Genomic DNA, 20,559 nt, shown 5'->3' with positions numbered 1-20,559 from the left:
AAGCTATATAACGTTAATTAAAAAGCGGAAACGCTTCGAAACCAGCATCCTTAAGCTGCATTAGGGTATCGTTGTAATGAGTCCCACCGGGTATGGTTACCACCCAATAGGAGGTATCCTTTAGGGTTCGTTTACCGATTGTTGCTGTAAATCCTTTTTTTTGTAACCGGTCTGCCATTTGCTGAGCGTTATTTTGCTGACTAAAAAGCCCGACCTGTAATAATACTTCTGAGGAGTTCTTTTGCTCCTGTTGTGTTGTACGCTCATTTTCAGGGACTTTTACAGTTGATGTTGCATCTGTAAGGGGCTGTAAATTCACATCAGATAATCTCAACAGCCAGAGGGGAGAATACTTGAATACCACCCGCTTATTTTCTAACATGGCTGTCTCTATGCTGTCAGTGTAGTTCTTTTTAAGAATATCCGCGTATTCCTCTTTACCAGTAAGTATATATAAAATATATAATAAGATTGGTTTTTGCTCGAAGGATTTCGAGCTTTGTCTAATTTGTTCAAGATGCTGCAGAGCGTTGTTCTCTCCCCGAAGTATGTCAATCAGGAGTCCTAGACGCTGGGCCTCTTCGATAACCTGACTATCTTGGGACGTAAGCAAGAGCGTTTTTACATGGGATGAAGCGTGTTCAACATCACCAGCATAAAGATAACATTGGGCTGCCTTTACAAGGGCTTTGTCATCCCGACTGCCAGTTACAGAAAATGCTGCCTCTGTAAAGCCAGTGGCGGCTAACATATATTCTCCGTTTACAACCTGCAATTGTGCCAAGGATAGCCAGGCTGCCTTCTTTTGGGGGCCTGGCAGATCCTTAGTCTGTACCAGTTTCTGATATTGTTCGAGATCCTGGGCGAGACTCTTCAGTTCAGAAACAGACTGAGTTTGGGCTAAGAGTAAAGCAGTATTGAGTATACAGAGTATGATGGATAGGGACACAAGGTATCTCATCAAAAAACCAACCTAATCAATACCATAGTCTTTTTCATCAATAATAGAATCTCTAATAGAATCCCTAGCGGATTCCTTCGAAGTACTTCTTCTCTGCCGTTTTTGTTTTGTATGAGATTGGGATTCTGTTGGAATTTGATTCTGAACTTGTTTGGAAAGCCGATGTGCATAGAGCCATGCGGAAAAAACAGTGGGCAGAGCGGCGATGAGCCCCAGTGCGAAGGACGCCAGAATTGTCAGAAACACAGGAATGCTGGTCAGAGTAAAAAAGCCAAAAGAAATATCGGTGACATTGTGAAGATTTAGACTAATAAAGGCGACTAGTAATCCAATACCTATGGCAATTCCGATCAGACGTCCTGGCATGGTACAAACTCCTTGGCATGGAAGGTATTGCCCCGCAAGGATGAAAGGGTCACTTCCACAAAGGTTCCGATAAACTGGGGTGAACCGGGGACCACTACCATTTCGTCCCGTTCTGTACGCCCTAATAACTCATCGGCATTTTTGCGTGAAATTCCTTCAAGAAGTATTGTTGTTTTCTGCCCTACCCGGCTTTTCAGCTGGGCTTTGGTATGCTGTTTCTGCAGTTCGATTACCCGAGCGAGCCGTTCTTTTTTAACCGGTTCAGGTATTCGGTTTGGAAGCTCATAGGCAGCGGTCCCTTCCCGGGGGTTATAGTGGTACATATAGGAATAGAGAAACTGTACTTCTTCCATAAGGTTGAGCGTAGCTTGAAGGTCTTCTTCAGTTTCGCCAGGAAAACCAATGAGGATATCCGTAGAAAGACTGATGTCCGGCATGGCTCTGCGGATTTCCTGCACCAATTCCAGGTAACGGCTGCGAGTGTAGCGGCGGTTCATGGCAGCCAGTATGCGGTCAGAGCCATGCTGGACACAGAGATGTAGATGACGGGCAAAAACCCGGTGACGGGCCATAACCTCAATAGCCCGGGAAGACAGGTCCTTCGGATGGCTTGAAAGGAATCGAACCCAGCGGATGGGAGTCTTTTCTACCGTGGTGGCTACCAGCTCCAGAAGATCCGGGAAGTCGAGGCTGTGGGAATCCTGCTTCCAGAGATAAGAGTTTACATTTTGCCCTAAGAGGGTTATTTCCCGCACCCCTCGGTCCGCCAATAGATTAATTTCATCAACTATGGATTGGGGATCCCGGGATATTTCCCGGCCCCGGACATAGGGGACGATACAATAGGAACAGAAATTATTACACCCATGCATGATGGGAATAAAACTGCGGAACTGGCCTTCTTCTAGATGGGAGGAAGAGAAAGAAAACGCAGGCTTCTCGTCTGTAAGGACCAGAGGCTTACCCCCCTCAATAGCATCAAGAATCAGAGGGAATACAGACCGGCTTTGAGTTCCCATGACATAGTCCACGGCGGGGATCTTTTCTTTAAGCTTTTCCCCGAGCCGCTCTGCCATACAACCCGCAACAATCAGCGTAAAGGGGCGCTTTCGTTTATCTGCCTGGTACTGGGCAAGGCGGCCCATAACCCGCTTTTCCGCAGTAGCCCGGACTGAACAGGTATTGAGCAGTATTAAATCCGCTGTTTCTGCGGAGCTGGCTTCCTTCCAGCCCCGTTCTTTTAATATCATCTGCAGGGCTGCTGATTCGGCAATGTTCATCTGACAGCCATAGGTTTCGAAAAAATAGGTCACGCTCGGCTCTTTAATCCTTTGTAAAATTTAAATGCATTCCAGACTCCCATACCAAAGAGGCCCACCGTGGCGAGTCCGAGGAACCCACTGGCCAGGCCGGAAAAAATACCAACCTTTGACAGTATCGTCAGGCCTCCTGCCACCAGGGCAATAAGCCCTGCCCGTTTATCCGCCGGGTCATGGGACCCCATGGCGCCTAAACCAATAAGTCCAACAACCCCGCCGGCAATGATGCCAAAAAGCGAAGGCAAGCCACCCAGTATCATGAGCCCAATACCGCCGGCAATGCCTCCGACCGCGGCTACGCCCTGTTTAGCCAGGACATTGGTAGGAACGATATCATTCATGGTTCTGCTCCTTCTGCCTCCCATACTCGGCGTATGCGAAGGCACTATGATTATGGATACTCTCAAAATTTTCCGCCTCCACGGAGAAGCGCGGGAATTTATTGAGAGCCTTTATTCCAATATACACATCCCGGACCAGATCTTCAACAAACTTGGGATTATCGTAGGCCTGTTCGGTGATGAACTTTTCATCCTCCCGTTTCAGCAGGGTATAAACCGGGCTGGATGCGGACTGTTCTACGATATCGATCAGGTCCTCGATCCAAAAAAAGGGACCCAGTTCAACTTCTACCCGAACAATACCCCGCTGGTTATGAGCCCCCCGGTCGCTGATTGCCTTGGAACAGGGGCACACCGTCGTAACGGGCACCGAAACCTGGACAATAAAGTGTTTTTCCCGGGAATTGACGCTCCCTTCATAACGGCATTCGTAAACCATAGAACTGGTGAGGCCCGACACCGGAGCGGCCTTTTCTATAAAGTAGGGGAAGGCTATGGCTCCGAAGGCCGATTCGGCTTCCAAGTCGGTGCGGATTTCATCAAGCATCTGCAGGAACCGGGGCATGGAGAGGTCCGCCTTATGCCGTTCCAGAACCTCGATAAAGCGGCTCATGTGGGTTCCCTTAAAATGCCGGGGCAGATCCGCATAGAGGTCTACCGTGGCGGTGGTGTGCTGAACCGATTTGGCTTTATCCAGAACCCGTATGGGATAACGGACTCCCTTAATGCCCACCTTGGAAAGGGGTACATCCCGGTCATCCCGCTGGTTCTGCACATCCTCCATCAGGCAGGAGCAGGTTTCTGCCATATTTTACACTCCCTGCAGCCGATGTTCTGCGGCCTGCACCACATTCTGTATCAGCATGGCAATGGTCATGGGGCCCACCCCACCTGGTACGGGGGTGATATAGGAGGCGACATCCTTACTACCTTCAAAGTCCACATCTCCCACAAGGCGGTAACCCTTCTTGGACTCTGGATCTTCTACCCTATTTACCCCCACATCGATGACCACCGCTCCTGGCTTTACCATGTCGGCGGTGATGAGGCCCGGCCTGCCCGCGGCGGCAATGAGAATGTCCGCCCGGCGGCAATGTTCTGCCAGGTCCCGGGTGCCCGTATGGCAAACCGTCACTGTAGCATTGATATCCCGGCGGGTTAACAGGTTTGCCAGGGGTTTTCCCACAATATTGGACCGGCCCACCACCACCGCATGGGCTCCGCTGGTGGGGATGTGCAGTTCCCTGAGCAGAACCAGCACCCCATGGGGTGTGCAGGGTAAAAATCCGGGCCGGCCCAGTACCATGTTGCCCACCGAGACGGGGTGAAAGCCGTCCACATCCTTAGCGGGGTCTATGGCGGTGATAATCCGATCTTCATTGATATGTTGTGGCAGGGGCAGTTGAACCAGGATACCATGCACCAGAGGGTCCTGGTTCAGTTTATCAATAAGCCCAAGCAGTTCTGTTTCACTAGTATTCTTAGGCAGTCTGATATCCTGGCTGGCCATGCCCGCTTCTTCCAGGGCCTTTTCTTTGGCAGTCACATAGGAAATGCTCGCCGGGTCTTCGCCTACCAGAATGACCGCAAGACAGGGCTGAATGCCCTGGACAAGCAATTTTTTCGTCCGTTCCGCCGCATCCTGTCGGATTTTTAAGGCTATGGCTTTTCCATCTATCAATTGTGCTGGCATAGTATACCCCCTGCAATGTAGTTTTTGACCACTTTTTGTAGTAAACAAGCGGTCATCCGTAACCTTGGCATTTTTTAATTTGTTGTGATACGTTCTACCATGACCACCATGGTTGGGACAAGCGGTACCCCACTAAGACAAACAGCGCTGTTGTCAGGCTTCGATTCTTTCTATATAGTGAACTGGTAACCGCAAACAGAAGGAGATGGTGCATGTCCATACGCAGTCGATTGTTAACCCTCACAGCTCTTTGCCTTATCGGTGCTTGTATAGGTTTTCCCGGCATCCTTGTTGCCCAGGAAAGCCCTCATTCGGACAACGAACAAGGACCAGAATCAAACGAAGACAGTTCTGAGCTGCCCATTACAACAGATTGGAGCAAGATAAAAATAGAAACCTATTCAAAGGGAGACCAAACCTTTGTTATAGCTCTAGGAATACTGCAACCTCTTTTTTATTATAACAGCGACGGTTTCCATGAGACAAATGTAGCCTTAGGCGGAACAGGGTATTTAAATTATAATTATTTCCTTAATTCCCATTTCTCTATAGGCGGTGAACTGGGTGGAAGTTTTTCTGCAACGGTAGGAGAAAACATGCTCTACCTTGTTCCTTTCGGAGTCCGGTTTGGTTATCAATTTGTTTACAATCGTTTTGAATTTCCCCTGGCCATCACCATCGGTGCAGCAAACCAGGGATATTTAAATAAGGGATATTTCGGATTCATGCTGAAACCCTCCGCTGCAGTATACTGGCGCTTTAATCCCGACTGGTCCTTCGGATTGAATATGGACTGGTGGTGGCTGCCCCAGTGGTTTTCAGACCCAAGCCACACCATGTACGGCAACTTCCTGGGCATAACGATTGGCGCCCGGTATCACTTCTAAGGGAGCATCTATGAAACGCATATTGATGAATACAGCCCTGATTACGGCAGTCCTCATGGTTCTTTCCTGTAACCAGAGCCCCCTTTTCTATTACATTTCTAAAGAAACACCTCCCAAGGACCCGGTTATCCAGGGAGCCCCTTCAAAAATTGTTGCCTCTGATGTGTCCGGACAATCGTGGCTCTACATTGCCAACGGCAAAATCTGGGTCTATGACGGTACAAACTGGACTAAGCTTGCGAGCCAGCCTGCCGGCAACGTCCGGGACGTGGCGGCAACTACCGGAGCCAATAAGGCGCTCTATGCCCTGACGGTGGATGGGACCGACAGTCTGAGCACCACCCTGTATAAAAGCACCGACGGAACTAACTGGACCGCGGTAAGCAATACATCCGGCTATCCCATATTGGGGGGCGGCCTCTTTGGTGCGGGGGATACCCTCTTTGTGGGAGCCCGGAACAGCGACAATAGCAAGGCGGCGGTGCTGTATGACAACGGAAATCTTACTGTAGCCCTCGACAACATTGCTATCAGCGACAGCGTCCCGGGGACCCTAGCCGGAGCGGTAGAAATGAGTGGCAACTACTATCTGGCCGTCACCGGCATGGGGGTGTATGCGTCCAATTCTACAAATTTCAGCTCAGCCAGCCTCATTTCCGGCACCGCCGATACCAAATACCGGCTCAATGGCTTAATTGCTTTGAGTAGCGAGGTCGTAGCCGTCGGGAGCGGGGGCTATATGCTTGCTGGTAGCAGCACCAGTTTCTCCGAAGTCTCCGGGGCCTATGACGATGATTACCCCTATACGGGGGCCCTGGCGGTGTGGACCAACGGGTCAGATTCACTGTTACTCGTGGGCCGCCGGTACAGTACCTATACCAACGGCTACTGGGAAATCGTACTCACCGGCGGCAACCTTCCTGGTACGGTGAGCCCTAAGGTACCGGGTGAAAGCAGCCCCAGTACGGTAAGCGATGAAGACACCTACGAGCAGTCACTGGGCCAGAAGGTTGTTACCGCCCTGTACCAGGCACCAGGTGGAACTTTGGGAACAACCCTTTTTGCCAGCACATCACTGGATGGCCTCTGGTCATACCGAAATGGGGAATGGAATGCAGAGGAATAGCCCTGCAAGGGCTCGAGGCCCTGTCATAGCCCATGGTCCTGGCTGGCACAAGACTCAGGTATAAACCATAACTATGGACGACCTCTTTACCGCCGAAGGGTCAGGACCGCCGAGCGGCCCCCTGGCGGACCGGATGCGGCCCCGAACCCTGGATGAAGTCATCGGCCAGGACCATATTGTCGGCCCGGGCCGCCTTCTCCGCCGGTCCATACAGGCGGACCGCCTTTCATCCATCATATTCTACGGACCGCCGGGTACGGGAAAGACAAGCCTGGCCCGGGTCATCGCCAATACCACGAAAAGCAGTTTCGAAAGCCTGAATGCGGTTCTGGCGGGGGTCAAAGACATCCGGGAAGCCATAGACCGGGCCGATGACCGGCGGCGGCTCTATGGCCAGCGAACGATCCTCTTTGTGGATGAGGTGCACCGATGGAACAAGGCCCAGCAGGATGCCCTCCTCCCCTGGGTAGAAAACGGCACGGTGATCCTCATCGGTGCAACCACAGAAAATCCCTTTTTTGAAGTAAACCGGGCCCTGGTGAGCCGGAGCCGGATCTTTCAGCTGAAAAGCCTGACCCGCGACGCTCTCTTTGAAACTGCCCAGCGGGCCCTCTCGGACCGGGAACGGGGCTATGGCCGCTGGCAGGTGCGCTTTGCAGAAGGAGCCCTGGAACACCTGGTAGAAGTGGCCTCGGGGGATGCCCGCAGTCTTTTAAATGCCCTGGAACTGGCGGTAGAGACTACTCCACCCCACTGGCCGCCAGCGGAAGGGACGGAGATTTTCATCAGCCTGGAAGCCGCTGAAGAAAGCATTCAGCGCCGGGCAGTCCTTTATGATAAGGACGGGGATTATCATTTTGATACCATAAGTGCCTTTATTAAAAGCGTCCGGGGGAGCGACCCCGACGCGACCCTCTACTGGCTTGCCAAGATGGTACGGGCTGGCGAGGACCCGGCCTTTATTTTCAGGCGCATGATTATCCTCGCCAGCGAAGATGTGGGACTGGCGGACCCCAATGCGATCAATGTGGTGATTTCCTGCGCAGAAGCCTTTGACCGCATCGGCTTCCCGGAGGGGAATTTTCCCCTCGCCCAGGCAGCCCTGTATCTGGCTACTGCTCCCAAATCGAACAGCACCCTGGCGTTCTTCGATGCCCTGGCGGAAGTTGAAAAGGAAGATGCGGAGGTTCCCAAGCACCTTAAGGATGGGAACCGGGATAAGGAAGGCTTTGGCCATGGGGAAGGCTATGTCTACCCCCATGCATACCGGGAACATTGGGCCGCCCAACAGTATCTGCCTGCAGCCCTCCGGGGTAAGACCTTTTACAGCCCCTCCGAAGTTGGCTATGAAGGCCGCATCAGAGATGAGGTACTCCGGAAACGGGAACTGCAGGCGGCGGTTATTTTACAGGACCTGGAACGGGGAACCGCAGAAGCGGAGGGACTTTCCTGGTCCGCCGCAAGCCGGGGCAGAGAGGGCTGGTTTAAGCGGCTTGAATCGAGCCGATCCCGCACCCTGCTCGAAGATCGGGACCTGCTGTTTGCAGGTTTGTCAGTACAGCGGCATGACCGGATCCTTGTTTGTAATGCCGATGAGGGGATCATTTTGTGGGAAGCCCTGCGGCAGGCCCCGGAGGGGCTTTCTGCAGGAATCGTTCAGAGCGAACAGAGCCGCCAAACCCTGCTCCACTTTGCCAAGCAGACCATGCCGAACCTCTCAGAAGAGGAACTGCCCCGGCTGCTTGTTCTTCCCGGCCAGGACGTACCCGAAGCGGAAACAGCAGAACAAATCTTCGATACATCAACCTTTGAATACATCCTTGCCCGGGATCTTTTCAGGCGGCCCTGGGGGAATAAAACCATACAAGAACGGCTCGAGGCCTTTGCACAACGAGCCCGAGCCCTCCTGGTACAGGGCGGCCAGCTTGCACTCATTGCCAATCCGCCAAAACGGGGCCAGCGGCTTGCAAACCTCCTGGAACAGGAAGCAAACCGGCTCGAAGCAACAGGATATGGGCTTGAGGGATGGCTCCTTCAGCGTTTCAAAGAAGCGGAAGCAGCCTTCTGGGATCACTACATCCATGCATGGGAAGAAGAACAACTGGAAAAGCTGCTGCAAGAAGCCGGGTTCAGCCTGGAAAGCCGTCGGATATCCCGAACTGAGGAACGGCTTATCAGCGAAACAGACCTGCGATCCTGGTTTGACCCAGAAAAGTCATCCTGGGGTAAACATATGGCCGCCGAATTGGGAACAGAGGCCTTTGAGAACATGAGGAATCTGATGCAAAACCTGGTAAAACTAGGCCCCCTAAGCTGGAAGTGGGAGGCCATACTGATCCATGCGACTAAGGTATAATCCTAAGGAGCTTTTCCGAAGATCATAATTAGTGACCTTCCCCTTGCATCCCCAGCTCAAGGGTCCTACAGTTAAACCAGAGAGAATGGCATGGAAGAGATCAAAGATCTGTCATGGATGTCCCAGGTTGCCCTTGGGACCCTGGAACGCTTCGAAGTGGCGGGATACTCGGTGGTTGCTGTGTCGGGCTCGAAAGGCGCAACCTACCAGTATCGGCTTCTCTTTTTTGAACCCGGCGCAAAAGCCCCCTTTTATGCCATCAATCTGGAACATACGATTCTGGGGGATGTTATTTTAACAGAACAGCTTGGCTCTCAACACCATACTTTAGAACACCTCGCCCAGCCTCAGCATTATGAGTCGTTCCGTATTAAAGCCCTGGAACGGGCCTTGTCGTATCTATCCACCCTGAAAAAATCGTAAAAAAAGCTCAAGTTTCTGAGCCAACTTTCCGATAATGGAAATGCTTCATCATGGGGTCCCTCCAAAGGGACGAACATGACGAACTTCCCCTAGTAGGAAGATCGGCGTATTTGACAAAATATTGAGCATTTTTTGTGGGATTTATGCGGAGACACGGATGCCTCCGCTGATCATACTATCAAGGAGGATGACATGATCATCAACCACAACCTGAGCGCGATGTACGCAGACCGCTCCCTCAAGGTTACCCAATCGGCTTTGTCCAAGGATATGGAAAAACTTTCCTCTGGACTAAGAATCAATCGCGCCGGCGACGATGCTTCCGGCCTCGCGGTTTCCGAAAAAATGCGGAGCCAGATCCGGGGTTTAAACCAAGCATCAACCAATGCGGCTAACGGCATTTCCTTTATCCAGACCAGCGAAGGCTACCTCCAGGAAACCCAGGACATCATCCAGCGGCTCCGTGAACTGGCAGTCCAGTCCGCAAACGGTATCTATACCGATGAAGACCGGATGCAGATCCAGGTGGAAGTTTCCCAGCTCGTGGATGAAATTGACCGCATTGCAAGCCATGCCCAGTTCAACGGCATGAACATGCTCACCGGACGCTTTGCTCGTGCCACCGGCGAAAATGTGGTTACCGCATCTATGTGGTTCCATATCGGGGCCAACATGGACCAGCGTGAACGGGTCTATATCGGGACCATGACCGCTTCCGGTTTGGGCATTCGGAACTTCGGTGATGGAACCATCCTGTCCCTTGCCAGCCCCGATAGTGCAAACCGGTCCATCGGAACCCTGGACGAAGCTCTTAAGAAGGTCAACAAGCAGCGGGCTGACCTTGGGGCCTACCAGAACCGGCTTGAACATGCGATCCGCGGTATCGACATTGGGGCGGAGAATCTGCAGGCTGCCGAATCCCGTATCCGTGATACTGATATGGCTAACCAGATGGTATCTTATATGAAGAATCAGATTCTCTCCCAGTCTGGTACTGCTATGCTGGCTCAGGCAAACCAGAGAACAAATTCGGTCTTGCAACTTCTCCAGTAGCGTAGTACATTATTAGGTAATTAGGGGGACTGTGATAGTACAGCACCCCCTAGCATGATCTTTGAAAAACACCCTCACGATAACCATGGGGCGGTATAGAGTAGCCTTTGAGGTATCGAAGACTGCTCCGTTCCGTGTTGGAACTGTTCAGGGATAGGCGCGACCCCCCAAGGACAATTCCAAACCTATGGAGCGACCGAAGGCTACGGATAGCCAAAGGTACTATCGCAAGGAGGGTCATATGATCATTAATCACAACATGAGCGCCATGTACGCCAACCGTCAGCTTGGTGTTACTCAGGCCGATGTAGCAAAAAACATCGAGAAGCTGAGTTCCGGTCAGCGTATTAACAAAGCTGGGGACGATGCATCCGGGCTTGCTGTTTCCGAAAAAATGCGGGGACAGATCCGGGGCTTAAACCAGGCACAGCGCAATATAGAAAATGGTGTATCCTTCATCCAGACCACTGAAGGATACCTCCAGGAAACCCAGGACATCCTGCACCGGATCCGGGAACTCTCGGTACAGTCTGCCAACGGTATCTATACCGATGAAGACCGCATGCAGATCCAGGTCGAAGTTTCCCAGTTGGTCGATGAAATCAACCGGATTGCCAGCCATGCCCAGTTCAATGGTATGAACATTCTGACCGGTGCGTTCGCCCGGGATTCTGCAGTGAATCGGGTGATGCAATTACAGGTTGGCGCAAATATGGACCAGAACGAGCGGGTTTACATTGGAACCATGACCGCACAGGCCCTTGGTCTTCAGGGTGCTCAGGGTGATGCAGGGATTGTTTCCATCGCCACACCTGAAGCGGCAAATCAGACCATTGGCAAACTGGATTCAGCATTAAAGCAGGTATCCAAACAGCGGGCCGATCTTGGCGCATATCAGAACCGCTTTGAAATGGCTGCCAAGGGCGTTGCTATTGCTGCTGAAAATCTTCAGGCTTCTGAATCCCGGATTAGGGATGTCAACATGGCGTCGGAAATGGTCGAGTATACCAAGAATCAGATCCTGTCTCAGGCAGGTACAGCGATGCTGGCCCAGGCTAACACCCGGACCCAGTCGGTCATGCAGCTTCTTGGTTAATTAAAAAAATAATTAAGCTACCCAAGAGACATCTGGACGTCGTCTTTTGGAAAGCGAAGAACGGGGGAAGTTCGCGCCCTTCCCTCGTTTTTCTTGCAATAAAGAGCGCTTTAAAAACATGACTGTTTTTGGAAGTGCTTTTATTCATTTTGTATAAGGGGGTACCTATGGGTATGCACATAAGTACCGTAGGATACGGATATCCTGCGATAGGACTCCCGCAAGACCGTGGACCTGTTCCCCAGGCCCATATACCTGTTACGGAAGGCAGCATGGAAGCCCCTTCCTCCTTTGAAGCATCCTTGTCGGGAACCACTTCAGTACATGATCTGCAAAATATTGCTGATGAGCTGGAAAAAATCAGCCTTGCCTTCAGCAGAAAACTGCGCTTTGTCGTGGATTACAAGACAAAAGAAGTGATTGTCAAGGTTATTGATCCTTCTACCGATAAGGTGATTAAGGAACTTCCGCCTGAAGAGATGCAAAGATTACATCAACGTATAAAAGAAACCCTGGGGCTTCTTTTTGACCAGACCGTATAATCACAAGCGGAACCATAGAAGGACCGATGTCGGACATATATATTCCCGGAGTTAAAAGCCGTTACGATACCGATAAACTCATCGAAGACCTGATGAAGGTCGAACGGATACCAAAGGAACGGGCTCAAAAAAACGTAGAAAATTTAAAAACTGAAAAAACCACCTGGCAGGATATCGGCCGTCGTATGACCAGTCTCCGGGAAAGTGCCCGGAATCTCTACTCTTTTCAAAGTCCCTTTACCGAACGGATTGTAAAGTCTGCGGACGAATCGGTTATTACCGGTACTGCAGGCCGGGATGCAGCAGAACAGGAACGTTCTTTTATTGTTAAGCAGATTGCAACGGCAGATCGCTTTTTATCAAACCCATTACCTGAAAATTATACAGTCGCCCCCGGGAACTATACGCTTGGAGTCGGTAAGGATAGCCTTAGCTTTACCTACCGCGGCGGAAGCCTTAAAGATTTCGCCGAAGCCCTGAATAAACGGGGCCGGGATATACTGCGGGCAGATGTCATTACGGTTGAACCAGGAACGAAGTCGTTACTTATCGAGTCTTTAAAAACTGGTTCTGGAAATAGGCTGACTTTTAAAGAGGATGCAGAAAAACTAGCCTTGAATTCCGGCATGGTAGAACGGATAGACTCGGTCAGCAGAACCCTGGCAAAAGACCCGCTAACCATACCCGCAGGTTCGACCAAACAATTTGTCATTAGTCCAGCCCTCCCGAATCGTAGTGGGCTCATGCTTTCCTATGAAATCGCAACCAACGTAAAACCTGATACTTCAAACCAGGACCCTGGCCCGCCATCGGGGCCGGAAATTCCCATTCCCGGAAGCATAACCTATGGCGGTATAACCATAGAAAACGATCCGGTAGCTATTACCTTGCCTCCCTATACTCCCCCACCCCAGCCAAAGCGGGTTGATACGCTGGATGTCATACAGCTGGCATTTACCGATGGGACCACAAAATTGCTTCCGCCCATAAGCGATAGCAATGAATATAAGAGCTATCAATATAAAGTTACCGATATCAGCGATGGAAAAACTATTGCTTCTATTTCGGTCATCAATAAAAATACGCATCGGGACATCGCCTTACAAAATCTTCGTATTTATGACAGTGAAGCCAATGAAGGACTAAGGCCTCTCCATGCCGTATCCACCGCTGGTGATGCGATGCTTTCGATGGATGGAATCCAGGTTACTCGTTCATCTAATACCATCGATGATCTTATCCCTTCAGTTACCTTAACGTTGAAAGGCTCAAGCGATAAGCCTGTAAAACTGAACGTGGAACCGGACCGTCAGGCTTCCAAGGATGCCATCATTGGTCTTGTAGCGAACTATAATCGGCTCTTAGCAGATCTGAACGTTCTAACCAGAAATGATGATAAAATAATTCAAGAGTTAAGCTACCTCACCAAGGATGAACAGGAAGAGCTTAAAAAGAAACTGGGAACCCTGCAAGGGGATTCTACCCTGAATACTGTTAAATCTACCCTGCAACGGCTGGCGACCTCAAGTTACCCCACATCTCTGGAACGGGATATGGCCATGCTGGCCCAGATTGGAGTCAGTACCGATGTCCGAAAGGCCGGTTCCAGCCAGGGTTATGATGCAAGCCGGCTCAGGGGCTACCTTGAAATTGACGAAAAAGTGCTCGACCAGGCATTGCAAAGTAAGCTGCCAGCAGTTAAGGAACTGTTTGGCAAGGATACAGACGGCGACCTAATTGTCGATTCCGGTTTTGCCTATGCGCTGGACAGCCTTATCCGCCCCTATGTCCAAACAGGGGGCATCATAGCACTTAAAACCAGCGGACTGGACAGTAGAATAAGCCAGGAAGAAAAACGGATAGAAAACCTCGATAAACAGCTCGCGGCAAAAGAACAAAGTCTCAAACAGCAATATGGGAAAATGGAAGGCGCTTTAAACAGCATGGAAAAGACCTCATCATCCCTTGATCAATTCAGTAAATCATCGAATCAGTAGGAGCAGCTATGCAGGTAACTATTAATGGTAATAGTACAGATCTGGTAGTAGAAACGGAAAAAACACTCGGAGAATTGCTTATCAATCTGGAACTCTGGCTTGAAAATCGGGGGTTTAGCGTCAGCGGACTTTCCATAAATGGTTCTTCTATAGGTGCAGATGCATTGGAACAACTGTATAGCATGGATCTGGAAAAGATAGAACAACTCGATATTCAAGCTTCGAGCTGGGTTGAATTATATCATCAGGCTTTACAAGAAGCATTAAAACTTGTGCAGCAACTTCAGGATGCATCCTTTCAGGAACGGCAGGAATTGATAAAAAGCTGGTCCGATTCAGTAAGCATGCGTTTTATTATGGATCGAGACGCTGAACTCGGACAATTTTTAAACAATGCATGCTCGGGACAAGGTATAACCTTTAATGGGCTTGAAAGTATTATTTTAGAACGACTTGGTGAATTAGAAGACCCTCTGCAGGCGGCTCAGATGGTTCATAAACTGCTTGATGAAACAATACAAAGAATGGAAAACCTTCCCCTCGACCTTCAGACCGGTAAAGATCGGCATGTTATTGAAAGCCTTCAGATCTTCACCGTTATTATGGGCAAGTTCTTTAGATTGCTTCCGCTTCTCACCTTTTTAGAAATTAAAACAGACTCGCTCAAACCGCTCCTCGAGGAAATTGGGACCATATTGCAGGAATTGCTTGCTGCGTATGAAGTAAAAGATACAGTACTTGTGGGCGATCTTGCCGAATATGAAATTGCCCCCCGGCTGAGATCCCTACAGGGAGCTTTGGCTCCCCTTATTGCAAGCTCTTAGGAAGTATATCTATTATGATCTTTTTGTTGCAATCGCCCTATTTCAAGGAAAATGATCCCAGAAGCATGATCATCGTTCTGGTTATTATTGTTGTCTTTATCATTGTGATGAGCACTATTAATATTGCCCGGAATGGAATTGGAAAAACCTCTAGTAAAAAGGGAACGAGCCCAAGAAGATTCAGTAAATTTGCCCTCCGTAGGGCTGCAACTGCTTTAGGGCTTAATCGTGATCAAATAAATCTTTTAGAATGGGCGTTTAGAACCGAAGGGATAACGGATCCTGAAATTACCCTTACTAATCCAACATTGCTTGATAAGACATTTAAACATGCATTCCGAGCTATTGAAAAAGGTGCAGAAACAGAAACCATAGCAGAGGAACAAAAATCTTTGCTGTTCTCAATTCGGAATCGGGTAGAGGCAGTACGGAGCAACACTGGAAAAATAACTTCTAGTAGGAAATTACCTGATAATATGCCCGCTACCCTTACCAGTCCTAAGGGGGAAACCTATCCGGTTAAAATTATATCTGCTAAAGGAGAAGAATTACTTGTAGAAAGCCCTCGCAGTGCGGTTGGAACTCCTATCCGCCTTTCAAGGGGTGCGAAGATACAGCTTTCATTCTATTCAAAGTCAAGCCAGGGTTACCGAATGGAAAGCAGAGTCATTGCGACTATTGATACTCCCCGAGGGCCAGCTCTACAATTAGCCCATTCAGAAAAAATAGAAGCCTTACCAAACCGGCGTTTTAAACGGAAACAAACCCATATCTCTTGTTTCTTTTCTTTAGTCAGAATAGAACAGCGGCAGGTTGGCAGAAAGATTGAAAAAAAGACCCTCGTCGATGATAGAAGAAGCCTTGGAACCATCCTTGATATTTCAGCGGGCGGCTGTGCAATAAAAAGTGCCGCTGCCCTGCCTCCTGGGAATTACCTTAAAATCGAATTTGATGATGACCATGACCGAAGCCATGCAGCCCTAGGCAGAGTGATCCGGACCAATAAAACCGGTGGAATTGGCGGTATCATGCATATCCAATTTGTTAAATTACCCCGAAAAACCTTAAATACCATAAATGCTCTGGTTTTTGAGTATGACCAGGATTGACGGAGAATATAGGAAACCGTACAATTTAGATACGATGAAGATAGTAGAGCTAAAAGATATTAACCGTAAAGAAACCCATATTTATTATCGCCGTGTTTTTTATGGGACAGCGGTAATGGAACTAATGCATAAACCGGTCGAAAAACGCATAGAATTTGTCATAGAAACTAATCCCATGGGGAAAAAGCATATTTCCGTTTCTCTCATGGACCATGTTGAATATCCCCTTTTACCACTCATTCACAGCCTGCGTACCAAAATTGCCGAACTCGATGCCGAGGGGGCCCTGCCCTGATCGAATACATTACCCGGACCGAAGATGAAACCATCGCCTTAGGGATGCGGATTGGTAGCGTGCTTACAAGGGGATCGGTGCTTGCTCTTGAAGGGGGCCTTGCCGCTGGGAAAACAACCTTCACCAAAGGGATTGCCCAGAGCTTGGGTATTACAGAACCAGTTACAAGCCCTACCTATACGATTATAAGTGAATACAACGGTATATACCCCCTTTATCATATAGATTGCTACCGGCTCGAAGGTGAAGAAGATGCCATAGCAATAGGTATGGATGAATTGATATATGGGGATGGGATTTGTGTTATCGAATGGAGCGAACGAATACACAGTCTTCTGCCTGAATATACTATTAGAATTGTAATGAAGGTTCTTGCCGAGGGTGAACGCAACATTAAGATTACCGGTCCAGAACTCGAGGCTCTCTTATGAATATTCTCGCTATAGATACTGCAACAGATATCCTCTCAATTGCCCTTGAAACCAATCAGGGAACATGGTTCATAGAAAGTGATGCGGGCTTACACCATTCAGAACGGCTCATCTCGATGGTCGACACACTGCTCATACAAAGCGGTACGAACAAACAGGACCTGAACCTGCTTGCCTGTATGGAAGGACCCGGATCTTTTACGGGACTGAGAATTGGATTTGCCACAGTTAAAGGTATGGCTTTGGCTTTAAGTATTCCTTTTATTGCTATTCCAACACTGGATTGTATGGCCTATGGATGGGAATTCTGGCCCGGTTCGGTAATTCCAGTTATTGATGCAAAAAAAAATTGTTATTTTTGGGCGATCTATAGCAGGGGACACCGAATATCCGATTATATGGATGCACCTATTACCGATATAGTTCCATACCTAGCAAGCCAAAAAGCACCACTACCACTATTAATGACCGGGTCTGATGCCACAGATGTTCAAGAATTAATGGTTAACAACCAACTATCACCAATTTCCCCAGACCAGATTGTGCTAGATTCTTGGCACCGAAAGGGAAAAGCAAAAGAATTGCTTGTTTTAGCTAAAAAGAGGTTTACAATAGAAGGAAGAGGTAGTTCGGATTCATCAGGACCAGTATACATAAGAAAAAGTGATGCAGAGCTTTCTAGAGGTGTGGAATGAATCGAAATAGCAATGATCCAGAAGATATAGCAGATAGCCTTGATTCACTTGAATCGCTGGAAGAGTTATCACCTCAATCGGAAGTATTAAAACATACTTTTGTTTCCACATCCCAGGATGTACCGCTTGTCATGAGACCCTTTGTAAATAGTATTTTCCCCGTCCTGCTTATTAATACGGATTTCCGAATTCTTTATGCGAATGGTGCCTGTAACAATCTTTTTACCGGATATTTTTATCTTCAGAACAGCCTTTTTTTTGATGTGTTCGGTAAAAGTCTGGGAACAGAAGCCCTCAAAGATATCAGAGCAGCGGTTCTCTATGGAGCCCATGGGTATTCCTGGAAAGGCTCAATAAAAACAAAAACAAGGGAAGCGGGAACCCTCCAGACGAAGGTATACCTTTTCCCGATCATTCAGGGGAACCAAGCACCGGATAATTTTATCGTACTCTTCGACGATGTCACTGAGGAAAATAAGAAGCTCCTTCAAAGCGTCTTTATCAGCCTCTTGGAAGCATCTAAGCTGAAAGATAACGATACGGGGAAACATATTGTTCGGGTTAATTTTTATTCAGAGCGGCTGGCGAAAGAACTCTATAACCGTCCTGGCTATGAAGAGGTAGATCGGGATTTTATCGAAGATATTGGATTTCTTGCATCGATGCATGACGTGGGTAAAATCGGCACCCCCGATGATATTCTTAATAAAGAAGGGCCCCTCTCAGATTGGGAATGGACCATCATGAAGGAACACACAAAAAACGGCGCCTTCATTTTATCAACCTATCCTAACCCCATGGCCCGTGAAATTGCTCTCAATCACCATGAACGATGGGATGGCACGGGCTATCCCTTCCAGCTGGAAGGAGAAATGATCCCCCTCTCAGCCCGTATTGTAACAATCGCTGACGTCTATGATGCTCTACGGATGAAACGAAGCTACAAAGAGGCCTTTGATCACAATACAAGTATCGAAAAAATGAAAGCCTGGCGGGGTAAAAATTTTGACCCCGCTCTGTTTGACATTTTCATGACCATTCACGGTGAATTTGAACGGATTTATGCGGATAACACTGATGAGGATGAAACCTAAGCAGCCGACTTAATCAAGTTTCCGTTTTGCTTTTGTTTAAAAGCTCTAAGGCTGGTAAAACCGGCACCGATTCCGCTGCAGCCTTATTTTCAGTCCGGATTGCATCAAATACTTCCTGCCTGAACACCTTCACTGTTCGGGGGGCTTCCACGCCAAGTTTCACCTGATCACCGCGAATTTCAATCACCGACACAGAAATGTCGTCCCCAATCATGATTTTTTCATTAATTTTGCGGGAAAGGATCAGCATGGGGCCTTCCTTGCCGCATTCAGTTCGGCCACTATGTCATGTTTTGTCTTCCATCGGCCATCCATGAGGATCATCTGTTTTCCCACATGGGCATCCTTATTGATTACCAGGGGGCCCTGTAAGTTGGCGGTCATGGGGGAACCATCTGCAGGGATGGTTACAATGGCAAAGACCAGTGCATCCTTGGGGTCCACAATCCCAATATCCTGTAATTCCTGGTCTGCAATATCCAATTCATAGTCCGGTCTAAATAAAAAGGGGTTTACGAGAATAAAGGCTACCCGTTCCACATCGATAGACTGAAGCCAATAAAAGGGCTGTTGTTCCGCATCAAGCAAAACATAGTCTTTTAACTGTTCGAAGCCCAGCAGACCCAAGGGAAATTGAATTTTCTGCCGTTCATCTACCTCCACCACACCATAAGCTTTGGTAGCTACCTTCATGTACACTCCTAACGTAAGAAGTCCAGCAACGTGTGCTGGTTTATTTTAGCAGCGGTTTGTAATGCCGCTTTATGGGCAAATTCCAGCATACTGAGATCCGTAGCAGCCTGGGCAAAGTCGAGAGAAGAGACGGAAGCCAGATTCGCCGTCACATCGGGGATCTGCTGATTAAGCCGTTTCCAGGTCATCTCTGCCCGTTCCTGCCGACTGCCAACCTCTGCAAGTCTGCTTCCGATATTATCCAGAGCCAGGTCGATTCCTGCAATACCCTGACTGCCGACCACTTCGGCATTACCCTGCAACAGGGTATCCCTGAGCCGAATGATCATATCAAAGGCGGAACCGCCTGAAACCCGGGCTGTGGGGTTCCAGTTAGGGGCAGCAGGATCGCTGGTAGGCCGGAGTATTCCCAGATCCTTAAGGACTGTCGAACCTGCTTCATCTTCCATACGGATGAGATGGGGATTAGTGCCTTCCAAAGCCAGGCCTTTGGTTGTAGGATCTATATAGGCCTTGACCGGTGCAGGGGATTCGTTAATTTTGGCAACGATAGCACCAATGGTGTCGCCAGGCTTCACTTCTATTCGTTGGCCATCAATATAAAAAGCGCCAGCCTTTTCAACCCGATAAGCTGTCGCATCATAGGAAGAAAAAATCTGCATTCGTTCAGCCCAGAAGGCTTCTCCACCAGAAATATCCAGATTGCTGTAGGCATTTTCATCAATTTCTGCATTCCGGTTTGCTCCGGCTCCCTGGTATTCGACCCGAACCACCATCGATTCACCCGCATTGGTCGGCGTGCCTTCCACAATCCGGAATGGTTCGGTATAGGCCTTGTCCCCCGCAAAGAGCCGTTTCCCATCGGGTCCCAGGGCGTTGGATATCTGAACCACCTCTTTTAAAAGTTCATTGACTTCCACCGCCATGGCCTTCATGTCATCCTTGGTGTAGGTGCCGTTAGCCCCCTGAACAGCCAGTTCCCGAATGCGCTGATAAATGTCCTGGGCCTGCCGTAAATAACCATCGACCACCTTGTAGTGGTCCTGGGCATATTGGGTGTTTTGTTCAAAACGCTGGAGGCGAGCCAGATAGGATTCATAGCGGACCGCATGGCTTGCTCCGAGGGGGTCGTCCCGCAGATCCTGGATTTTCTGCTGGCTGGCCATTTTCGCCTGGATTGATGAGAGGGCCTGTTCATGACGGCGAAGTCTGAACTGGATATCATCATTGGGCATATTGGTACTGATTCGTCTCATCT

The 20,559-nt window shown here is 49.1% G+C and carries 23 protein-coding genes; 14 read left to right on the top strand and 9 right to left on the bottom strand.

What is annotated here, in order from left to right:
* Nucleotides 1–13: 13 nt before the first annotated feature.
* The 6 genes from SPICA_RS05805 to folD are packed head-to-tail and all read right to left on the bottom strand — an operon-like array spanning nt 14 to nt 4,680.
* Entirely contained in the window at nt 14–961 is a 948-nt protein-coding gene (locus SPICA_RS05805; protein WP_013968595.1) for an SPOR domain-containing protein, read from the bottom strand.
* Between the two features lie 12 nt (nt 962–973).
* Nucleotides 974–1,327, bottom strand: a complete 354-nt coding sequence (locus tag SPICA_RS05800) for an ABC transporter permease (RefSeq protein WP_013968594.1) — start codon at nt 1,325–1,327, stop codon at nt 974–976.
* Nucleotides 1,312–2,640, bottom strand: coding sequence for a tRNA (N6-isopentenyl adenosine(37)-C2)-methylthiotransferase MiaB (gene miaB, locus SPICA_RS05795; protein WP_013968593.1), 1,329 nt, complete (start codon nt 2,638–2,640; stop codon nt 1,312–1,314). The genes SPICA_RS05800 and miaB overlap by 16 nt, the downstream gene beginning before the upstream one ends.
* Nucleotides 2,637–2,987, bottom strand: a complete 351-nt coding sequence (locus SPICA_RS05790; RefSeq protein ID WP_013968592.1) for a hypothetical protein — start codon at nt 2,985–2,987, stop codon at nt 2,637–2,639. The genes miaB and SPICA_RS05790 overlap by 4 nt, the downstream gene beginning before the upstream one ends.
* Nucleotides 2,980–3,795 (bottom strand): GTP cyclohydrolase FolE2, encoded by an 816-nt coding sequence (gene folE2, locus SPICA_RS05785; RefSeq protein ID WP_013968591.1) that lies wholly within the window; start codon nt 3,793–3,795, stop codon nt 2,980–2,982. The genes SPICA_RS05790 and folE2 overlap by 8 nt, the downstream gene beginning before the upstream one ends.
* A 3-nt stretch (nt 3,796–3,798) precedes the next feature.
* Nucleotides 3,799–4,680 (bottom strand): bifunctional methylenetetrahydrofolate dehydrogenase/methenyltetrahydrofolate cyclohydrolase FolD, encoded by an 882-nt coding sequence (folD, locus tag SPICA_RS05780; protein ID WP_013968590.1) that lies wholly within the window; start codon nt 4,678–4,680, stop codon nt 3,799–3,801.
* A 212-nt stretch (nt 4,681–4,892) separates the two neighbouring features.
* Here folD and SPICA_RS05775 point away from each other — a divergent pair, with 212 nt between their 5' ends.
* The 14 genes from SPICA_RS05775 to SPICA_RS05710 all read left to right on the top strand — a co-directional run bounded on the left by SPICA_RS05775 (nt 4,893) and on the right by SPICA_RS05710 (nt 18,608).
* Nucleotides 4,893–5,567 (top strand): TP0733 family outer membrane beta-barrel protein, encoded by a 675-nt coding sequence (locus SPICA_RS05775; protein WP_013968589.1) that lies wholly within the window; start codon nt 4,893–4,895, stop codon nt 5,565–5,567.
* 10 nt (nt 5,568–5,577) lie between these two features.
* Nucleotides 5,578–6,693, top strand: coding sequence for a hypothetical protein (locus SPICA_RS05770; protein WP_013968588.1), 1,116 nt, complete (start codon nt 5,578–5,580; stop codon nt 6,691–6,693).
* Between the two features lie 73 nt (nt 6,694–6,766).
* Nucleotides 6,767–9,049, top strand: a complete 2,283-nt coding sequence (locus tag SPICA_RS05765) for an AAA family ATPase (RefSeq protein ID WP_013968587.1) — start codon at nt 6,767–6,769, stop codon at nt 9,047–9,049.
* Between the two features lie 90 nt (nt 9,050–9,139).
* Nucleotides 9,140–9,472, top strand: coding sequence for a hypothetical protein (locus SPICA_RS05760; protein WP_013968586.1), 333 nt, complete (start codon nt 9,140–9,142; stop codon nt 9,470–9,472).
* 192 nt (nt 9,473–9,664) lie between these two features.
* Nucleotides 9,665–10,525, top strand: coding sequence for a flagellin N-terminal helical domain-containing protein (locus SPICA_RS05755; protein WP_013968585.1), 861 nt, complete (start codon nt 9,665–9,667; stop codon nt 10,523–10,525).
* 241 nt (nt 10,526–10,766) lie between these two features.
* A complete protein-coding gene (locus SPICA_RS05750; RefSeq protein ID WP_013968584.1) occupies nt 10,767–11,621 on the top strand; it encodes a flagellin N-terminal helical domain-containing protein in 855 nt (284 codons plus the stop codon).
* Nucleotides 11,622–11,788: 167 nt separating this feature from the next.
* Nucleotides 11,789–12,163 carry a flagellar protein FlaG gene (locus SPICA_RS05745; protein ID WP_013968583.1) on the top strand — a complete coding sequence of 125 codons (375 nt, stop codon included), beginning with the start codon at nt 11,789–11,791 and terminating at the stop codon, nt 12,161–12,163.
* A gap of 26 nt (nt 12,164–12,189) precedes the next feature.
* Nucleotides 12,190–14,160, top strand: coding sequence for a flagellar filament capping protein FliD (fliD, locus tag SPICA_RS05740; protein WP_013968582.1), 1,971 nt, complete (start codon nt 12,190–12,192; stop codon nt 14,158–14,160).
* Nucleotides 14,161–14,168: 8 nt separating this feature from the next.
* The gene (locus SPICA_RS14775) at nt 14,169–14,984 is read left to right on the top strand and encodes a hypothetical protein (RefSeq protein WP_013968581.1); all 816 of its coding nucleotides are present in this window, start codon (nt 14,169–14,171) and stop codon (nt 14,982–14,984) included.
* A gap of 14 nt (nt 14,985–14,998) precedes the next feature.
* On the top strand, nt 14,999–16,093 hold the full coding sequence (locus SPICA_RS05730) for a flagellar brake protein (RefSeq protein ID WP_013968580.1): 1,095 nt from the start codon (nt 14,999–15,001) through the stop codon (nt 16,091–16,093).
* Between the two features lie 34 nt (nt 16,094–16,127).
* Complete coding sequence (locus tag SPICA_RS05725; RefSeq protein WP_041396160.1) at nt 16,128–16,388, top strand: hypothetical protein; 261 nt, start codon at nt 16,128–16,130, stop codon at nt 16,386–16,388.
* Nucleotides 16,388–16,819 (top strand): tRNA (adenosine(37)-N6)-threonylcarbamoyltransferase complex ATPase subunit type 1 TsaE, encoded by a 432-nt coding sequence (tsaE, locus tag SPICA_RS05720; protein ID WP_013968578.1) that lies wholly within the window; start codon nt 16,388–16,390, stop codon nt 16,817–16,819. The genes SPICA_RS05725 and tsaE overlap by 1 nt, the downstream gene beginning before the upstream one ends.
* A complete protein-coding gene (gene tsaB / locus SPICA_RS05715) occupies nt 16,816–17,514 on the top strand; it encodes a tRNA (adenosine(37)-N6)-threonylcarbamoyltransferase complex dimerization subunit type 1 TsaB (protein WP_013968577.1) in 699 nt (232 codons plus the stop codon). Before tsaE ends, tsaB begins: the two co-directional genes overlap by 4 nt.
* Entirely contained in the window at nt 17,511–18,608 is a 1,098-nt protein-coding gene (locus SPICA_RS05710) for an HD domain-containing phosphohydrolase (protein WP_013968576.1), read from the top strand. The genes tsaB and SPICA_RS05710 overlap by 4 nt, the downstream gene beginning before the upstream one ends.
* 13 nt (nt 18,609–18,621) lie before the next feature.
* On the opposite strand, the gene csrA is transcribed toward SPICA_RS05710, so the two are convergent.
* Genes csrA through SPICA_RS05695 form a run of 3 tightly spaced genes read right to left on the bottom strand, consistent with a single transcriptional unit; the run spans nt 18,622 to nt 20,557 of the window.
* Nucleotides 18,622–18,858 carry a carbon storage regulator CsrA gene (gene csrA, locus SPICA_RS05705; protein ID WP_013968575.1) on the bottom strand — a complete coding sequence of 79 codons (237 nt, stop codon included), beginning with the start codon at nt 18,856–18,858 and terminating at the stop codon, nt 18,622–18,624.
* The gene (fliW, locus tag SPICA_RS05700) at nt 18,852–19,301 is read right to left on the bottom strand and encodes a flagellar assembly protein FliW (RefSeq protein WP_013968574.1); all 450 of its coding nucleotides are present in this window, start codon (nt 19,299–19,301) and stop codon (nt 18,852–18,854) included. The genes csrA and fliW overlap by 7 nt, the downstream gene beginning before the upstream one ends.
* A gap of 8 nt (nt 19,302–19,309) precedes the next feature.
* Entirely contained in the window at nt 19,310–20,557 is a 1,248-nt protein-coding gene (locus SPICA_RS05695; protein ID WP_013968573.1) for a flagellar hook-associated protein 3, read from the bottom strand.
* Between the last annotated feature and the right edge of the window lie 2 nt (nt 20,558–20,559).

Origin of the sequence: Gracilinema caldarium DSM 7334 (assembly GCF_000219725.1) — a bacterium.
Classification (GTDB): Bacteria; Spirochaetota; Spirochaetia; order Treponematales; family Breznakiellaceae; genus Gracilinema; species Gracilinema caldarium.
The sequence above is the reverse complement of the archived record's forward strand: the minus strand, read 5'-3'. Positions and strand labels throughout refer to the sequence as shown.